Below are 16,594 nucleotides of genomic sequence, written 5' to 3' on the forward strand. Positions count from 1 at the left end.
CAGAGCCAGGTGTCGGTGCGCGGCGTGTCGGCGGGCCAGATCGCGCGCGACCAGCCCGGGGTCAAGGAACAGGTCGGCGTCTATCTCGACGAATCGGTCGTCTCGCTTTCGCTCTTCACGCCCGATCTCGACCTGTTCGACCTCAACCGCGTCGAAACGCTGCGCGGGCCGCAGGGCACACTCTTCGGCTCGGGATCGGTCGGCGGCACGCTGCGCTACATCACCAACCAGCCGACCACCGACCGCATCGAGGGCAAGATCGAAGGCAATGTGAATCTCGTCGACGGCGACGATTTCGGCGGGCACCTCAAGGGCGCGATCAACCTGCCGCTCGGTTCCAACCTCGCGATGCGCGCGGTCGGCTATTACACGCGCTACGGCGGCTTCATCGACGCGCTGCGCGAAGGCGGCGGCGTGAGCGAGGACGTCAACAGCGGCGAACGCTACGGCGGCCGGGTGTCGCTGCGCTGGGAACCCGCCGACGGGCTCTCGATCACGCCGCGTTTCCTCTACCAGAAGGTCACGACCGACGGCTTCAACCGGCAGGAAGTCTATAATCTCTATGCCAACCGGTTCACGACGACGCGGCCGCAGGTCGCCTTCGAGGAGCGCCAGCAATATCTGCTGCTCGACGAGGCGTTCGAGGACGAGGTCAAGCTCTTCGACCTGACGATGAACTATACCGGCGATACGATCGGCGTGACGTCGGTCACCACCTACACCGACCGCGACATCCTCGTCAGCCGTGACGCGAGCGCGCTCACCGGCAGCGTGTCGTCCGACCTCGGCTTCCCCGACGCCGGCATCCTGCTGCCCTCGAACCTCGTCGACACCACCGGCGTCAAACAGTTCACGCAGGAGGTACGCGTCAATTCCGCCGGCGACGGCCCCTTTCAGTGGCTGATCGGCGGCTATTACGCGAACGTCAAACGCGACTATACCCAGCGCCTGCCGACGCCGGGCTACGACGCTTTCACCAACCAGTTCTTCATCGACGCGTGCAACGCCGATCCCGACGATTGCGGCCCCGGCGGCGTGCCGCTCACCGCCGCCGATATCGCGAACGGGTTCGGCCCCGATTCGCCGTACAACGCCGACATTCCCTATGACCTGTCGCAGATCGCGATCTTCGGCGAGGTCAGTTACGACTTCACCGATCGCCTCACCGCGACGGTCGGCGGGCGCTACTATGCCTTCGACGAAAGCCGCCGCTTCGTGTCCGGCGGCCTGTTCCCCAACGGCGACAATGCGCGCGACAAGACCTCGTCGACCGGCTTCTCGCCGCGCCTGCTGCTGAGCTACGACGTCGCCGACGGCATCACGCTCAATGCCCAGGCGTCGAAGGGCTTCCGTCTCGGCGGCGTCAACGATCCCTTGAACCTGCCGCTCTGCGACGGCGGCAATGCGGGCGGTCCCGATGCCGAAACCTTCGGCGGCCGGCCGCGCTACGACGACGAGACGCTGTGGAACTATGAAGGCGGGGTGAAGGCGCAGTTCGGCGGCATCACCTTCAACGCCGCGGGCTTCTACACCAAAATCAGTAATCTGCAGGTCACCGCCGATGCCGGCAGCTGCTCGTCACGCATCGTCTTCAACGCCGACGCGCATACGATGGGGCTCGAATTCGAGCTGTCGGCGAGCCCGGTCGCGGGCCTCGATCTCGGGGTGTCGGGCAGCTATGTCGAGGCCGAATTCGATTCGACGCTGACCCGCCCGGACGGGACGGTGATCGAAGGGATCCGCAACGGCAACCGCCTGCCCTCGGTCCCCCGGTTCCAGATGGCGGCGAACGCGACCTACAGCTTCCCGATCGACGCGTCGGGAAACACCAGCGCCTTCGTCACCGCCTCCTTCCAGCACGTCGGCAGCCGCTACACCCAGCCCGGCGATCAGGAAAACAACCCGCGGACCTTCGAACATGGCTTCACCTTCGGCGGCGCGCCGATCGGCTCGGCGACCACGCTCGACCTTAAGCTGCCCGACTATCAGCTCGTCAATCTCGGCGCAGGGATCGAGTTTCCGGATGAGCTCGAAATCTCGGTCTATGTGAACAATCTGCTAGACGAAAATGCGCTGCTCGCGTTCGACCGCGAACGCGGCGGCCGCGCGCGTCTCGGCTTTGCGACGAACCAGCCGCGGACCTTCGGCGTCACGGTGCGCAAGGGCTTCTGAGGGGCGGCAACGGGGCCGGATCGCAGGCACGGTCCGGCCCCTTTTTCGCCCTGAAATGCTGCACAAAATTTGTGCAGCATTGCCGTAATTTTAGCCTTCCCAACATGACATTAATATGGCATTCATTGGGTCAACAGTTTCAGGAGGGGAGAGCCTGAAAGGCTGGGCCGGGACGCAAGTCCCGGCCCTCTTTTTTTGTGCGCAGCATGGGAAGTGCCAAAAATCTTCGGTTTTCAGGGGTTTTTGTGCATATCGCGCAGCACGGAAAACACGCACCGGCTGCCGTCATCCGGCAGAATCGAATCGCTGACGACGAGTCTGCCGCCGTCTTCAGGGACATGGATCGACCGGCCGATCCCGACCTCGGCGCTGCCCCATTGCGCCCACTATTTCGCCGCATTGCCCCGCCCGCAATCGCGCGCGTGCGGCGGGTGCCGTCGGTCCGTTTTCCGCGCAGCCGCCCCTTCGCGCCGAAGGCGGAGGGCCGCCCCGGCCGCAAGGAGCATCGCGCCCTGACCGGGGGGCGTCATGCCGCCGTCTCGGACTGCGAGAACATGAAGGCGTTGCCGTCGGGATCATAGAAGGTGAGCAGTTTCACCAACCCCGGAATATGCTGGATATCCCCGTCCTGCCGCACTCCCTCGGCATCGAGATGCGCCTTGGCTTCCTCGATGTCTGCGACCTCGAACACGTTGGTCGCGCCGCCGCCCTGCACGACGTTTTCGACCTCGCTGAGGCCGATATTCACGCCCGCCATCGGCGTCTTCATTTCGCACCAGCCGATCTCGTCGGCACGGTAGAGCAGTTCGCACTGCATCACCCGCGCGTACCAGGCGATCGACGCGGTCATGTCCTTCACCCCCATCGAACAGGTAAGCTCGGATCCGATCTGCAACGCCATGCCATTCCCTTTCCACACATGGCCCCGTCAGCGCGAGGCTCCCGGGGAGCCTTGGTAATCCGGAGAAAGTCGAACGCTCCGGATTGCCACGCCCGATCTTGCGGGGCTCGCAATGACGGCATGAAAGAATCGGGGGAATTCCCAACTCCCTTGCCTCGATAGTCCGGTTTGTATAGTTAGTTGCAAATGCGGTCAACCTCGCCCGATTCCCTGCTCGCGCAACTCACCAGCCATCGCTGGCTGGTACCGCTGCTGGCCGACCTTGCTGCGCACAGGGGCGCGCGTTTCGTGGAACTGATCCACCGCCTCGGCCTGTCCCGCGACAGCTGCGCGCGAACGCTCGACGCCGCAGCCGCCATCGGCTGGGTGCAACGCAACCCGGGCCACGGCCATCCGCTGCGCCCCGAATATATCCTCACGGAAAAGGGAAACGCCGCCGCGGCGCGCGCGGCAACGATCGCCGAAGCGCAGCGCGCGATCGGCCTGCCGACCGGCGCCGCGACGCGCTGGGGTCTGCCGCTCGTCGCCGGGATCGGCGCGGGACACGACCGCTTCAACGCCCTGTCGCGCCTGCTCGCTCCCGCCACCCCGCGCGCCCTGTCTCAGGGTTTGAGCGCGCTCGGCAGGTACGGGCTGGTGACGCGCGAAGTGCTGGACATGCGTCCGCCGGCCAGCCGCTATGATCTGACGGGAAGCGGGCGGATACTGGCGGAAGCCTGCGTCTAGGCCAGCGCCGCCTTCACGAAATCGGCCGCGCGCTCGCCGATCATGATGCTCGGCGCATTGGTGTTGCCGCTGACCAGCCGCGGCATGATGCTCGCATCGGCGACCCACAGCCCGTCGATGCCGTTCAGCTTCAGCGCCGGATCGACCACGGCATCGGCGTCGCTGCCCATGCGGCACGTGCCCACCGGATGATAGACGGTGTCGGCGCGGCTGCGGATCAGCGCGTCGAGCGCCGCATCGTCGTCGAGATCGACGGGATGCCGGTCGACGCCCGCATAGTCGGACAGCGGCGGCGCGGCGGCGATCCGGTGCATCATCCGCACGCCCGCGCGCAGCGTCGCCATGTCGCGCTCGTCGGTCAGGAAGCCGGGGTCGATCAGCGGCGCCGCCGCGGCATCGCCCGACGCCAGCGTCACGCTCCCCCGGCTTTCGGGTCGCAGCACGCAGGCATGGCACGAAAAGCCGTGCCCCCTCACCTTCGTGCGGCCATGGTCCTCGAGCATCGCGGGCACGAAATGATACTGGATGTCGGGCGCGGGTAGCCCGGGCCGCGATTTCCAGAAACCGCCGGCCTCGGCGAAACAGGTCGTCATGATCCCCGTGCGCCGCTTGCGATGCTCGAATATCGCCTTCACCATCCGCCAGGTGCCGCCGGCGCTGTCGCCGAACGGATCGGTCGAGCGCGTCTCCCAGCTCGACACATAATCGATATGATCCTGCAGATTTGCGCCGACGCCCGCGCGGTCGGCGACGACATCGACGCCCTTGTCCCTGAGATGCGCTGCGGGCCCGATCCCCGACAGCATCAATATCTGCGGGCTGTTGAAGGCGCCCGCCGACAGGATCACCCCGCCGCGTGCGCGCAATGTCTCGCGCCGCGATCCGCGGCGGATCACGACGCCGGTTGCGCGTCCATCCTCGACGACGATCTTCTCGACCAGAGCGCCCGTGCGCACCGCGAAATTGCCATGCTCGCACAGCGGCTCGACATAGGCGCGCGCCGCCGACCAGCGCTCGCCACCCTTCTGGGTCACCTGATAAAGGCCGAAGCCCTCCTGTTGCGCACCGTTGAAGTCGGGGGTGCGCGGCAATTGCAGCGCCGCCGCGCTTTCGATGAAGCGCCGGCTCGTCACATTGGGCCAGCGCTGGTCCATCACGTTGAGCGGACCGCCGGCGCCGTGAAACTCGTCGCCGCCACGCTCGTTGCCCTCGCTGCGCCTGAAGAAGGGCAGCACCTCGGCGTAGCTCCATCCCGTGGCGCCGAGCGCGGCCCACTGGTCATAGTCGAAGGCATGGCCGCGGATATAGACCATCGCGTTGATCGCGCTCGATCCGCCCAGCCCGCGCCCGCGCGGCTGATATCCGGTGCGGCCGTTCAGCCCCGGCTGCGGCAGGGTCTCGTAGCGATAGTTCGACGATTTGGGGATGAAGGGCATGAATCCCGGCGTCTTGACCCGCACCGTGTCGTTGCGCCCGCCCGCCTCGACCAGGCAGACGGTGCGCGAGCCGTCCTCGGCAAGCCTTCCCGCCGCCGCGCTTCCTGCGCTGCCGCCGCCGATGACGATGATGTCGAACTGATCCATGCTTGCGACTCCCTCACGCCGCCTTCTGGCGGTCGCCCGACGCTTACATGAATGTCATTAGAGGGCGAAGCAAGCGCCGGATGAGGCAGCTCTACTCCGCCGCTTCCTCGACCGGCCGCCCCGCCGCCCAGCGCTCCCTGATCATCGCGCTCGTCGCACGGCTGCCGTCGTGGCTCCAGCCGGGCTCGCGCCACATATAGCCGAGCTTGTGCTTCCACGGCGCCGCCCACACGTCCTTCGCGATCCCGACCCATTCGTGCACCGCGGCCCACAATATGTTGAAGCTGCCGAGCTGCTTCACAATGCCATAACGCACCGGATCGTCGTCGCGTTCGGCAACGAAGCTGCCGAACATCCGGTCCCAGATGATGAAGACCCCGGCATAATTGGCGTCGAGGTAGCGCGGGTTCACCCCGTGATGGACGCGGTGGTGCGACGGCGTGTTCATCACCGCCTCGAACCATTTGGGCAGCCGCCTGATCGCCTCGGTATGGATCCAGAACTGGTAGATCAGGTTCAGCCCCGCGCAGAAGAACACCATCGCGGGCGGAAAACCGATCAGGAACAGGGGCAGCCGGAACAGGAAGGTCAGGCTGAAGAAACCCGTCCACGTCTGCCGGAGCGCGGTCGAGAGATTATAGTGCTGGCTCGAATGATGGATGACATGGCTCGCCCAGAACCAGCGCACGCGGTGCGCGCTCCTGTGAAAGGCGTAATAGGCGAGGTCGTCGAGGAAGAAGCAGAGGATCCACGCCCACCACCAGCTCGCAAATTCGATTCCGATGTCGAACAGGCGGAACTGATAGACCCACACCGCCATGCCGATCACCGCCGCGCCGACGAGGGCGCCCGCGACCTGGCTCACCGTCCCGAGCATCAGCGAGGTCAGCGTATCGCGCGCCTCGTACCGGCTCCTGTCGGCACGCAGCGAGATGATCATCTCGGCGATCAGCAGCAGGATGAACGCGGGAACCGCATAGACGACGGGATCGGGCAATTCAGGCACGCACGATCTCCCGCATCCGGCTGGCCCACATCCCCGCATCCTTCCCCAGTTGCAGCGTCACCGCGCCGAACGTCTTCTCGGGCATCGTCAGCGTCAGGAAATCCTTGTCGAGCCGCCCGATGACACTCGCGTCGACCGGGCGCGCCGCAAAGAAATTGCCGTGCGCGCGCACCAGCATCATCCGCCCCTCGGCATTCTGCACGATCGCGGCGAAGCCCGCCCGGTCGCGCGCGACCTCGACCCCATGGAATCCCGCCTCGGCCTCTTCGGCAAGGCGGATCGCGTGCGCGGCATCCTCGATCCGCGGGTCGGCACCCAGTCCCATCGTCCGCACCAGCCAGGCGACGAAAAGCACCGCGAGCAGCGATGCGCCGAGCTGGAGCAACTCGGCTTGCGTCATTTCTCCCCCGCGAGCGCGTCGAGCATCGGGCGCAGTCCGGCAAGGTCGTAACCCGCCTTCGCCGCCGCATCCACGATACCGTCGACGTCGTCGCCCGCACGGGCGCGTGTCAGCGCCCAGAGGTGCGTCGAGCGCGTGCCCGAGCGGCAATAGGCGAGGATCGGCCCCGTCGCGCTCGACAGCAATTTGTCGAGCGCATCGATCTGCGCATGGCTGAACCCCGCGTGGCCGATCGGGATCGCGGCATAGGCGAGCCCCTCGGCCGCGCAGGCGGTGGAGATATGCTCGCCCTGCGGCGCCGCGGGTTCCTCGCCGTCGGGCCGGTTGTTGACGACCATGGCAAAGCCTTGCGCCTTCGCCTCGGCGACGTCCTCGATACCGATCTGGGGTGCGACGCTATATTGGGCGGAAAGGGGTCTGAAATCGCTCATGCCGGCGATCTAATCCCACCACGCGCTTGCTGACAAGCGTGAAGGTGCAATCAATATTGCCGGATGACGTTCAGGAACGCGTCGCCCCACGCCTCCAGCTTCTTGCCGCCGACACCCGGGATATCGGCCAGCGCGCTCCGCGTCGCGGGGCGGTCGCTCGCCATCGCGCGCAGCACCGCGTCGTGGAAGATCACATAGGGCGGCACGCCGGCCTCGGCGGCAAGCTCGCGCCGCATCGCGCGCAGCGCGTCGAACAGCGGATCGCCGACCGGGTTCGCCGCCGCGCGGTCGGCGCGACCGGCGCGCTGCGTGCGCTTCACCGGCGGCTCGGCGATCAGCACCGCCGTCTCGCCCTTCATCATCGCGCGTCCGGCGGGGCCGAACATCAGCCCGCCATGCTCGGTCGTCTGCAGCGCCTCGCGCGCGACGAGCGTCCGGACGAGCGGCTTGATCAGCCGTGCCTCCTCGCCTTCGACGATCCCGAATACCGAGAGCTTGTCGTGGCCGCGGCTCGCGATGCGCTCGTCGCTCTTCCCCGTCAGCACCGCCTCGACATGCCCCGCGCCGAAACTTTGTCCGGTGCGATAGACCGCGCTCAGCAATTTCTGCGCCAGCACGGTCGCGTCGACCTGACGCGGCGGCTCGAGGCAGTTGTCGCAATTGCCGCAGCGCCCGGGAGGGCTCTCGCCGAAATGCCGCAGTAGCAGGGCGCGCCGGCACTCGACCGTCTCGACCAGCGCCGCGAGCGCATTGAGCCGCGCCCGCTCGCCCGTCTGCCGGGCCGCGGGCAGCTCGCCGAGCCGCATCCGCGCGCGCGCGAAATCCTCGGCGCCCCACAGCATCAGCGCCTCGGCCGGATCGCCGTCGCGCCCTGCCCGCCCCGTCTCCTGATAATAGCTCTCGATCGACTTCGGCAGTCCGGCATGCGCGACGAAACGCACATCGGGCTTGTCGATTCCCATCCCGAAGGCGACCGTCGCGGTGACGATCCCGTCCTCCGACGCCACGAAGTCATGCTGCACCTGCGCGCGCCGCTCGGCATCGAGCCCGGCGTGATAGGCGGAAACGTTCCGCCCCGTCGCCGCGGCAAGCTTTTCAGCCATCCGTTCGGTCCCGTCGCGCGTCGGGCAATAGACGATTCCCGGCCCCGGATTGGCGGCGATGAAATCGGTGAGCTGCTTCGCGGGGCTGATGCGCGGCGTCACGCGGTAGCGGATATTCGGCCGGTCGAACCCCGCAAGTACCAGCCCCTCGGCGGGAATCCCGAGCTGGACGAGGATGTCCTCGCGCGTGTGCTTGTCCGCCGTCGCCGTGAGCGCAAGTCGCGGCACCGAGGGAAAGGCATCGAGCAGCGGACGCAAGAGCCGGTAATCGGGCCGGAAATCATGCCCCCATTCCGATACGCAATGCGCCTCGTCGATCGCGAACAGCGCCGGGGTCCGCGCTTCCATCAGCGACCGGAAACCCTCTCCCGTCGCGCGCTCGGGGGCGATATAGAGAAGGTCGAGTTCGCCGTCGCGATATGCCTGCCGCGTATCGGCGAAGTCGGCGTCGACGCTGGTCAGCGACGCGGCGCGAATCCCCGCCGCGCGCGCGCCGCGGAGCTGGTCGTGCATCAGCGCGATCAGCGGCGACACGACAACGACGCAGCCGTCGAACGCGACCGCGGGCAGTTGATAGGTCAGCGATTTGCCTGCCCCCGTCGGCATCACCGCAAGCGTCCGCTCGCCCGCCATCACGCGGCCGACGACGGCGGCCTGCTTTCCGCGAAAGGCGTCGAAACCGAAGGTCGATTTGAGGAGGGGGAGGAGCGCGTCGGCGGACATTGCGGGTGGCGATAGGAAGTTTATGCGGCCGGGGAAACCCCAAACCCCTCCGCTTCGGGGAAGCAGCCTAAACGGCCCGCGTCAGCATCGCCCGCTCGGCCATCCGCGACGCGGTCTCGCGTTCGGCCATCACGACATGGTCGGCGCCGCGCCGTACCAGATCGGCGACCTCCTCGTCCGAATGCGCACGCGCGACGATCACCAGCTTCGGGTTGATCGCCCGCGCGCGCCGCACGATCGCACCCGCCTCGACCCCCTCGGGAATCGCGATGAGCAGGGTCGAGGCCTCGTCGAGCCCGGCCTGCCGCAGGATGCTTTCCTTGGTCGCGTCGCCGACGATCACCGTCGCCCCCGCGTCCCTTGCCGCCGCCGCCATATCCTTCTGGTCCTCGATCACCGTCAGCCCTTCGCCGCGGCCGCAGATCATGCCGCCGATATGGCTGCCGACGCGGCCGTAACCGATCAGCACCACCCCGGCGTTGCACGGTTCGGGCGCCGCGTCGGCCGCGCTGTCGGCCTCCTCCTCGGCCGGCTCGTCGGCGCGGATGCGCCTCACCGCCAGCGTGAAGAGGATCGGGTTGAACAGGATCGACAGCATCGACCCCGCCAGGATCAGGTCGCGCCCCGTCTCGGGCAACACCTTCAGCCCGACGCCGAGCCCCGCGAGAATGAAGGAGAATTCGCCGATCTGCGCGAGGCTGACCGAAATCGTCAGCGCGGTCTGCGACTTGTGGCCAAAGGCGCGGACGAGGGCGAAGGCGGCGAGCGATTTGCCGACGACGATGATCGCGACGGTCGCGATCACCGGCAGCGGCTGCTCGGTCAGCACCTCGGGATTGAACAGCATCCCGACCGACACGAAGAAGAGAACGGCAAAGGCATCGCGCAGCGGCAGCGTCTCCTCGGCCGCGCGCCGCGAGAGCTGCGTCTCGCCGAGGATCATCCCGGCGAAGAAGGCCCCCAGCGCGAAACTCACATCAAAGATCACCGCCGCGCCGAACGCGACCCCCAATGCGATCGCGAGCACCGCGAGGCGGAACAGCTCGCGCGACCCCGAATGCGCGACCCAGTGCAGCACCCACGGCAGCACCCGCCGCGCGATCAGGAACATGAAGGCGCCGAAGCCGACGACCTTGACGAGTACGATCCCCGCCGACTGCAGCAACCCCGCGGCCGCTCCCTCGTCGCCGCGATCGCCGAACATCGCGGGCAGCAGCACCAGCGCGAGCACCATGACGAGATCCTCGACGATCAGCCACCCGACCGCGATCCGTCCCTTCTCGGTCTCGACCATGTCGCGCGCCTGCAGTGCGCGCAGCAGGACGACGGTCGATGCGACCGACAGCGCCAGCCCGAAGACGATGCTACCCTCGACCGACCAGCCGAGCCACAGCCCGAGCATCATGCCGAGCGCGGTCGCGACGGCGATCTGTGCGATCGCCCCCGGTACCGCGATCCTGCGTACCGAAAGCAGATCCTTCAGCGAGAAATGCAGCCCGACCCCGAACATCAGCAGGATCACGCCGATCTCGGCGAGCTGCATCGCGAGGCCCGTGTCGGCGACGAACCCCGGCGTGAAGGGCCCGACGAGGATGCCCGCGAGCAGATAGCCCGCGATCGGCGAAATCTTCAGCCGGTGCGCGAGCGCCCCCATCAGGAACGCCACGCCGAGCCCGGCGACGACTGTCCCGATCAGAGTGGTATCATGCGGCATGACCACTTGCGTAAAGGGCGCGGGTGCGCGGGGTCAACCCAACCCAACCATTTTTGTTGCGAATAGGAGCGCATTCTCCTGTAACCTTCGCCACACACCGCCCGAATTCCGCGTGAACCCGTTCCGCCATCGCGGAAGAAACGACGCAAGGACTGGCCGCCCGTGACATCTTCCCGCCCGCCGCTTTCCATCGTCGCAGCGATCGCCGCCGCGCCCGTCCTGCTTCTCGCGGGTTTCGCTTGGGCGGGCGGCTGGATCGGCCCGCCGCGCATCGGCGGCGCAACCATCGTGGACGCACTCGAACGGAGCGGCGGCCGGTATGCCGGCTATCGCCGCGCGCATGCGAAAGGGATTTGCATCACCGGCCGGTTCGACGCGAGCGGAGCGGCGACCGGCCTGTCGCGCGCGCGCCTGCTCGCCCGCGGCAGCTATCCGGTGATCGGCCGCTTGTCGACCGGCGGCGGCGACCCCTTCGCGACCGACGGGCGCAACGTCTTTCATGCCATGGCGCTGCAGCTGACCGGGCCCGATCGCGAGATCTGGCGCATGGCGATGGATCACACCCCGATCTTCCCCGTCGCCACGCCCGAAGCCTTTGTCGCGCTCCAGCGCGCCTCGCGTCCCGTCCCCGCGACGGGCAAGCCCGATCCCGCCGCGATGAAAGCCTATCTCGCGCGGCATCCCGAAACGAAAGCGTATCAGGATTATATCGCCGCCGCACCGCTGCCCGACAGCTTCGCCAACGGCACCTATTACAGCATCAACGCCTTTCGCCTCATCGACCGCGCGGGCGCTTCGCACGCCGTCCGCTGGGCCTTCGAGCCGGAAGCCGCGCCCGGCGCGCTCGACAAGGCAAAATTCGCAGAGCTGCCCACCGACCATCTGTTCACCGATATCGGCGCCCGCCTCGCCAAGGGGCCGCTGCGCTGGCGCATGACGGTCACCGTCGCCGCGCCCGGCGACGCCACGAACGATGCGACGATCCTGTGGCCCGCCAACCGGCAAAGGGTCGAAGCGGGCACATTGACCATCACCGCCGCCCAGCCCGAGGAAAATGGCGCGTGCCGCGATATCACTTTCGATCCGACGATCCTGCCCGACGGCGTCGCCCTCTCGGACGATCCGTTGCTGCCCGCGCGGTCGGCCGCCTATTCCTCCTCCTTCCGGCGCCGCGCGCTGGAAACGCCCGGCCCCAGCGCCGTCGGCAAGACGCTCGCGGCGAAGGAGGAACGCTGACATGCCCGACCGCTTCCACCCCGCAATCCGCCTGCTGCACTGGACGATGGCGCTGCTGATCGTCGCGATGCTGTTCGTCGGCGTCGCGATGATCTCGACCGCCGGCCCGGCCTATGCGTCGCTCATCGCGGTGCATCGGCCGCTCGGGATCGCGATCCTGCTGCTCGCCGCGATCCGTCTCGCCGTCCGCCTCGCCACCGGCGCGCCGCCGCTGCCCGCCGATCTGCCGCGCGTCCAGCAGCGCGCCGCGCGCGGCGCGCATATCCTTCTCTATCTCGCGATGATCGGACTGCCGCTGATCGGCTGGGCGATGCTGTCGGCCGGCGGCTATCCGGTGCGCCTGACGGCGGCGCTGACCCTGCCGCCGATCCTGCCGCAGGACGCGCTCGCCTATGGCCTGCTGCGCCAGGCGCACGGCCTGATCGCCTTCGCCTTCTTCGCGCTGATCCTCGGCCATCTCACCATCGCACTGATTCACGGCTTCGTGCACCGCGACGGCGTGTTCGAGACGATGGGATTCGCCCGCACGCCCGTCAGGCGCCCCGAGCCCCAAGTCCCGGAACCCGGGGTCCCGGAGGCGCAGGAACCTGACGAACCGGATGCGGAACCGGACGAAACGCCCGCGTCCTAGACCGTACCTTCTTCCCGCTCCGCCTGCTGCCGCGCCCACATGTCGGCGTAGAGCCCGCGCATGCCAAGCAGCTGGTCGTGCGTTCCCGTCTCGGCGACGCGGCCCTTCTCGAGCACGATGATGCGGTCGGCGTTCGTCACCGTCGACAGCCGGTGCGCGATGACAAGCGTCGTGCGCCGCGCGGCGATGCGGTCGAGCGTCGACTGGATCGCCGCCTCGGTGCGGCTGTCGAGCGCGCTCGTCGCTTCGTCCAAAATCAGCAGCGGCGGGTTCTTGAGCAAAGTGCGCGCGATCGCGACGCGCTGCTTCTCGCCGCCCGACAGCTTGAGCCCGCGCTCGCCGACCTCGGTCTCATAGCCCTGCGGCAACAGCGCGATAAAGCCGTCGATCGCCGCGCCCCCGGCCGCCGCCGCAATCTCCCCGGCGCTCGCGCCTTCGCGGCCATAGGCGATATTGTAGCCGATGCTGTCGTTGAACAGCACCGTATCCTGCGGAACGATGCCGATTTCGGCGCGCAGGCTCTTTTGCGTGACCTGCGCGATATCCTGACCGTCGATCAGGATGCGCCCGCCCTGCGGATCGTAAAAACGGAAGAGCAGCCGCGCGATCGTCGACTTGCCCGCGCCCGAAGGCCCGACGATCGCCAGCGTCTCGCCCGCACCCACCGCGAAGCTCACGCCGTTCAGGATCGTGCGGTCGGGCTCATAGCCGAAAACGACATTCTCGAACGTCACCGCGCCGCCGTTCACCGCGAGCCGGCGGGCATCGGGCGCATCGGCGATCTCGGGCGGGGTGTCGATCAGGCGGAACATCGCCTCCATGTCGATCAGCCCCTGCCGGATCACGCGATAGACCATGCCGAGCATGTCGAGCGGGCGGAAAAGCTGCGCGAGCAGCGTGTTCACCAGCACGACGTCGCCGACCTGGAACTGCCCCTTCGACCAGCCCCACACCGTATAGGCCATCGCCCCCGCCAGCGCCGCATTGGTGATCAGGCTCTGCCCGATGTTGAGCCAGGCGAGGCTGTTCTCGCTCTTCACCGCGGCGCGCGCATATTGGTCGGCGACATCGCGATAGCGCGCTTCCTCGCGCTCCTCGGCGCCGAAATATTTGACCGTCTCGTAATTGAGCAGGCTGTCGACGCTGCGCCCGATCGTCAGCGTGTCGAGGTCGTTCATCCGCGTGCGCAGCGCGTTGCGCCAGTCGGTCACCTTGCGCGTGAAGATGATGTAGACGACGACCATCAGCGCGGTCGCGCTGGCGAGACCGAAGCTGAATTTGGTCCAGAAGATGATGAGCACCGCGGCGAGCTCGACGATCGTCGGCGCGATGTTGAACAGCAGGAAATAGAGCATCGTATCGATGCTCTTCGTGCCGCGCTCGATCACCTTGGTGACCTCGCCCGTGCGCCGCGCGAGGTGGAAGCGCAGGCTCAGCGCGTGGAGGTGGCTGAAGGTCGCGATCGCGAGCTCGCGCGTCGCATCCTGCCCGACGCGTTCGAACACGACGTTGCGCAGATTGTCGAACAACACCCCGGCAAAGCGCGCGCCGGCGTATGCGAGCACCAGCCCGATCGCGAGCGCGACGCCCTCCTCCATCCCCGGCGCCATCCGGTCGATCGCGGCGCCGTAGAGGAAACCCATCGACAGCTGCACGCCCTTCGACGCGAGCACGATAAGCCCGGCGAGGACGATGCGGACCTTCGCCTCGCGCTGCCCCGCGGGCCACAGATAGGGGAGGAACCGCCGGAGCGTCGCAAGGACGGGCGGTTCGCGACTGGCTTCGGCGGACGTGGAGGTGTCGGGCGGCATGCGCGCCCCATGTAGGGGCGATGCGCCGCGCGAACAACGCCTACCTCGGCGCGCGCTGCCCCGCGTGGCGGATGATGCGGTCGATCAGCCGGCGTTCCTCGGATGTCGGGGTCGGCACGATGGCGGTCGGGGGTTCCTGCCGGCGGCCGAAAAGCGGGCGTCGGGGCGGTACGATCGGCGAAAAGCGCATGGGGGCTGCTTCCGTTACCTGTGCGGCGTCGCCCCCCGGCTCCGCGATGATCTGGTCCCGGTACAAAAGTGAAGCCGCGTGGTTGCGGCCCGGTAAAACAGCGTGGTTACTGCTTTCTTTCCGGTACCGTGAAGGTGCCGGTGACGCGCCCGCCCGTGCCGCCCTGCACCGGATTGCCGTCGGGACCGCGCGCCGCGCCGCGGCCGTCGACCGTGGCGCGCCCGCTGTTGAGGTCGATCACCAGCCGCCCGCCGCGCAGATGGTTGCCGCGCTGGCGCAGCTCGACATTGCCGACCATCGTGATCAGCCGCCTGTCGAGATCATAGATCGCGACATTGCCCTTCGCGGTCTCGTCGCCCTTCACCACCGTCACGCCGCCTGTCGCGTCGAGCCGGTTGACGTCGGTGCCGCCGGCGCGCGTATAGGCGACGGTCATCCGCGGCGCGGAGACCGTCAGTCCCGCCTGCGTCACGCGGACATTGCCCGCGAGCACGACGCGGTCGGCGCGGTCCTGCACCTCGATGCTGCCCGCGGCGAAATCGACCGGGGCGTTGCTGTTATGGTTCGCGAGCGCCTGCGCCTGCGCGCTATCGCCGCCGCCCGTCGACAGGATCGCGAGACTGGTCAGGGCAAAGCCCGCGCCCGCGAGCAGCGCGCTCCTGATCGGCGCCAAGCGCCCGATAGGCGAAAGCCGGTTCATTTGAGCACTCCCTGATTGATCCTGAGCCGCGCATTGCCCTGCAGGCGAACGACCCGCCGGTCGAGGTCGGCCGACAGCTCGTTGGCCGAAAACTGGCCGATGTTCAATGCGCCGTTGACCCCGCCCTGTCCGGTGAGGCTGCGCGTCTTCAGATCGACCGCGACATTGCTCGCATCGATGCGATAGCCGCTCGCGCTGCGCACCTGCACCGTGCCCGGCACGGCGACCTTTTCGGTGTCCATATCATAGGCGCCGTCGCGCGCGACGATCGTCGCCGGCCCGTCCTCCAGCTTGATCGCGCCCGACAGGTCGGTCATCCGCACGATCGGCTCGGCCGAGCTTTTCTGCACCGCGCTGCCCGCGAGCAGCGCGAACGGCTGTCCCTTCGCGTCCTGCCCGCGATATTCGGCCCGCGTCACCTTCATCCGCTCGCTCGCCATGTCGACCTTGTCCTTGGCGAGCAGGAAGCTGATCTCGGCGCGCTGGGTGAAGGGCGAGAAGACGAGGATCGCCGCGACGACGCCGATCACCAGCGGCAGGCCGAAGCGCATGATGCGCACCAGCCGGTCGTGGCTCGACCCGCTGCGCGCCCACATCTGGCGCATCGTGCGGTCAAGATCGGCGCGTTCGGACATTCATCGGGCCTTTGTGCGAATCACTCAGCTGTGCGCGAAAATATCGACCTCGGGCCAGCCCGCGAGGTCGAGCGCCGCGCGCGTCGGCAGGAAATCGAAACAGGCCTGCGCGAGTCCGGTCCGTCCCTCGCGCGCCAGCCGCGCGTCGAGAATCACCTTCATCGCGTGCAGGAAGCGCACGTCGCTCGCGGCATAATCGCGCTGCGCGTCGGTAAGTTCCGCCGCGCCCCAGTCGCTCGACTGCTGCTGCTTCGAAACTTCCTGTCCCAGCAGTTCGCGCACCAGCTCCTTCAGGCCGTGGCGGTCGGTGTAGGTCCGGATCAGTTTCGAGGCGATCTTGGTGCAATAGACGGGCGCCGTCACGACACCCAGCGCCTGCTGCAACGCCGCGATGTCGAAACGGGCAAAATGAAACAGTTTCAATCGGTTGGGGTCGGTCAATATCGCCTTCAGTACCGGTGCGTCATAGGCGCTGCCGGGCCTGAAGCGGACGAGATGCTCGTCGCCCGACCCGTCGCTGATCTGGACGAGGCACAGCCGGTCGCGGAGCGGATTGAGCCCCATCGTCTCGGTATCGATCGCGACCGCGCCGGGACCGAGCACGCCCTCGGGCAAATCTTCTTCGTGGAAAT

16 protein-coding genes are annotated in these 16,594 nt (G+C 67.6%); 4 read left to right on the top strand and 12 right to left on the bottom strand.

Going from position 1 to position 16,594, the window contains the following annotated elements; translation table 11 throughout:
• Nucleotides 1-2,172, top strand: a 2,172-nt coding sequence (locus tag JHC57_RS15250; RefSeq protein ID WP_294031013.1) for a TonB-dependent receptor, incomplete at its 5' end; no start/stop codon positions are given.
• A gap of 526 nt (nucleotides 2,173-2,698) precedes the next feature.
• Here the strand turns inward: JHC57_RS15250 and JHC57_RS15255 are convergent.
• Nucleotides 2,699-3,073, bottom strand: coding sequence for a VOC family protein (locus JHC57_RS15255; protein WP_294031014.1), 375 nt, complete (start codon nucleotides 3,071-3,073; stop codon nucleotides 2,699-2,701).
• 186 nt (nucleotides 3,074-3,259) lie between these two features.
• Between JHC57_RS15255 and JHC57_RS15260 the strand changes: the two genes are divergently transcribed.
• Nucleotides 3,260-3,799: a winged helix-turn-helix transcriptional regulator gene (locus tag JHC57_RS15260; RefSeq protein WP_294031015.1), complete on the top strand. Its 540-nt coding sequence runs from the start codon at nucleotides 3,260-3,262 to the stop codon at nucleotides 3,797-3,799.
• Here the strand turns inward: JHC57_RS15260 and JHC57_RS15265 are convergent.
• The 6 genes from JHC57_RS15265 to ybaL form a co-directional block, all read right to left on the bottom strand.
• Nucleotides 3,796-5,382, bottom strand: a complete 1,587-nt coding sequence (locus JHC57_RS15265) for an FAD-dependent oxidoreductase (RefSeq protein ID WP_294031017.1) — start codon at nucleotides 5,380-5,382, stop codon at nucleotides 3,796-3,798. The genes JHC57_RS15260 and JHC57_RS15265 overlap by 4 nt on opposite strands.
• 91 nt (nucleotides 5,383-5,473) lie before the next feature.
• A complete protein-coding gene (locus JHC57_RS15270; protein WP_294031019.1) occupies nucleotides 5,474-6,388 on the bottom strand; it encodes a sterol desaturase family protein in 915 nt (304 codons plus the stop codon).
• A complete protein-coding gene (locus tag JHC57_RS15275) occupies nucleotides 6,381-6,788 on the bottom strand; it encodes a hypothetical protein (RefSeq protein ID WP_294031020.1) in 408 nt (135 codons plus the stop codon). The genes JHC57_RS15270 and JHC57_RS15275 overlap by 8 nt, the downstream gene beginning before the upstream one ends.
• Complete coding sequence (locus JHC57_RS15280) at nucleotides 6,785-7,219, bottom strand: TIGR01244 family sulfur transferase (protein WP_294031022.1); 435 nt, start codon at nucleotides 7,217-7,219, stop codon at nucleotides 6,785-6,787. The genes JHC57_RS15275 and JHC57_RS15280 overlap by 4 nt, the downstream gene beginning before the upstream one ends.
• A 50-nt stretch (nucleotides 7,220-7,269) precedes the next feature.
• Nucleotides 7,270-9,045 carry a DNA helicase RecQ gene (gene recQ / locus JHC57_RS15285; protein WP_294031023.1) on the bottom strand — a complete coding sequence of 592 codons (1,776 nt, stop codon included), beginning with the start codon at nucleotides 9,043-9,045 and terminating at the stop codon, nucleotides 7,270-7,272.
• Between the two features lie 67 nt (nucleotides 9,046-9,112).
• Nucleotides 9,113-10,759, bottom strand: a complete 1,647-nt coding sequence (ybaL, locus tag JHC57_RS15290) for a YbaL family putative K(+) efflux transporter (protein WP_294031025.1) — start codon at nucleotides 10,757-10,759, stop codon at nucleotides 9,113-9,115.
• Nucleotides 10,760-10,921: 162 nt separating this feature from the next.
• Between ybaL and JHC57_RS15295 the strand changes: the two genes are divergently transcribed.
• Together JHC57_RS15295 and JHC57_RS15300 are read left to right on the top strand one after the other, a co-directional pair.
• A complete protein-coding gene (locus JHC57_RS15295) occupies nucleotides 10,922-11,995 on the top strand; it encodes a catalase family peroxidase (RefSeq protein WP_294031027.1) in 1,074 nt (357 codons plus the stop codon).
• A 1-nt stretch (nucleotide 11,996) separates the two neighbouring features.
• Nucleotides 11,997-12,626, top strand: a complete 630-nt coding sequence (locus JHC57_RS15300; protein ID WP_294031029.1) for a cytochrome b — start codon at nucleotides 11,997-11,999, stop codon at nucleotides 12,624-12,626.
• On the opposite strand, the gene JHC57_RS15305 is transcribed toward JHC57_RS15300, so the two are convergent.
• From JHC57_RS15305 to JHC57_RS15325, 5 genes are all read right to left on the bottom strand, one after another.
• Nucleotides 12,623-14,437 carry an ABC transporter ATP-binding protein/permease gene (locus tag JHC57_RS15305; protein WP_294031031.1) on the bottom strand — a complete coding sequence of 605 codons (1,815 nt, stop codon included), beginning with the start codon at nucleotides 14,435-14,437 and terminating at the stop codon, nucleotides 12,623-12,625. The genes JHC57_RS15300 and JHC57_RS15305 overlap by 4 nt on opposite strands.
• 40 nt (nucleotides 14,438-14,477) lie before the next feature.
• Nucleotides 14,478-14,627: a hypothetical protein gene (locus JHC57_RS15310; RefSeq protein ID WP_294031032.1), complete on the bottom strand. Its 150-nt coding sequence runs from the start codon at nucleotides 14,625-14,627 to the stop codon at nucleotides 14,478-14,480.
• Between the two features lie 106 nt (nucleotides 14,628-14,733).
• Entirely contained in the window at nucleotides 14,734-15,327 is a 594-nt protein-coding gene (locus tag JHC57_RS15315; protein WP_294031034.1) for an LptA/OstA family protein, read from the bottom strand.
• Nucleotides 15,324-15,962, bottom strand: coding sequence for an LPS export ABC transporter periplasmic protein LptC (lptC, locus tag JHC57_RS15320; protein ID WP_294031035.1), 639 nt, complete (start codon nucleotides 15,960-15,962; stop codon nucleotides 15,324-15,326). Before lptC ends, JHC57_RS15315 begins: the two co-directional genes overlap by 4 nt.
• Before the next feature lie 24 nt (nucleotides 15,963-15,986).
• Nucleotides 15,987-16,594: ribonuclease H-like domain-containing protein (locus tag JHC57_RS15325; protein WP_294031037.1), on the bottom strand; the 608-nt coding region annotated here is incomplete at its 5' end.

It is taken from the genome of Sphingopyxis sp. (genome assembly GCF_016463645.1).
GTDB lineage: Bacteria > Pseudomonadota > Alphaproteobacteria > Sphingomonadales > Sphingomonadaceae > Sphingopyxis.

What these genes read in the sequence shown, in the direction of transcription:
- JHC57_RS15305 (WP_294031031.1), bottom strand. Translation starts at nt 14,437, where the DNA reads ATGCCGCCCGACACCTCCACGTCCGCCGAAGCCAGTCGCGAACCGCCC.
- ybaL (WP_294031025.1), bottom strand. Translation starts at nt 10,759, where the DNA reads ATGCCGCATGATACCACTCTGATCGGGACAGTCGTCGCCGGGCTCGGC.
- JHC57_RS15255 (WP_294031014.1), bottom strand. Translation starts at nt 3,073, where the DNA reads ATGGCGTTGCAGATCGGATCCGAGCTTACCTGTTCGATGGGGGTGAAG.
- recQ (WP_294031023.1), bottom strand. Translation starts at nt 9,045, where the DNA reads ATGTCCGCCGACGCGCTCCTCCCCCTCCTCAAATCGACCTTCGGTTTC.
- JHC57_RS15265 (WP_294031017.1), bottom strand. Translation starts at nt 5,382, where the DNA reads ATGGATCAGTTCGACATCATCGTCATCGGCGGCGGCAGCGCAGGAAGC.
- JHC57_RS15280 (WP_294031022.1), bottom strand. Translation starts at nt 7,219, where the DNA reads ATGAGCGATTTCAGACCCCTTTCCGCCCAATATAGCGTCGCACCCCAG.
- JHC57_RS15310 (WP_294031032.1), bottom strand. Translation starts at nt 14,627, where the DNA reads ATGCGCTTTTCGCCGATCGTACCGCCCCGACGCCCGCTTTTCGGCCGC.
- JHC57_RS15300 (WP_294031029.1), top strand. Translation starts at nt 11,997, where the DNA reads ATGCCCGACCGCTTCCACCCCGCAATCCGCCTGCTGCACTGGACGATG.
- JHC57_RS15315 (WP_294031034.1), bottom strand. Translation starts at nt 15,327, where the DNA reads ATGAACCGGCTTTCGCCTATCGGGCGCTTGGCGCCGATCAGGAGCGCG.
- JHC57_RS15275 (WP_294031020.1), bottom strand. Translation starts at nt 6,788, where the DNA reads ATGACGCAAGCCGAGTTGCTCCAGCTCGGCGCATCGCTGCTCGCGGTG.
- JHC57_RS15260 (WP_294031015.1), top strand. Translation starts at nt 3,260, where the DNA reads ATGCGGTCAACCTCGCCCGATTCCCTGCTCGCGCAACTCACCAGCCAT.
- lptC (WP_294031035.1), bottom strand. Translation starts at nt 15,962, where the DNA reads ATGTCCGAACGCGCCGATCTTGACCGCACGATGCGCCAGATGTGGGCG.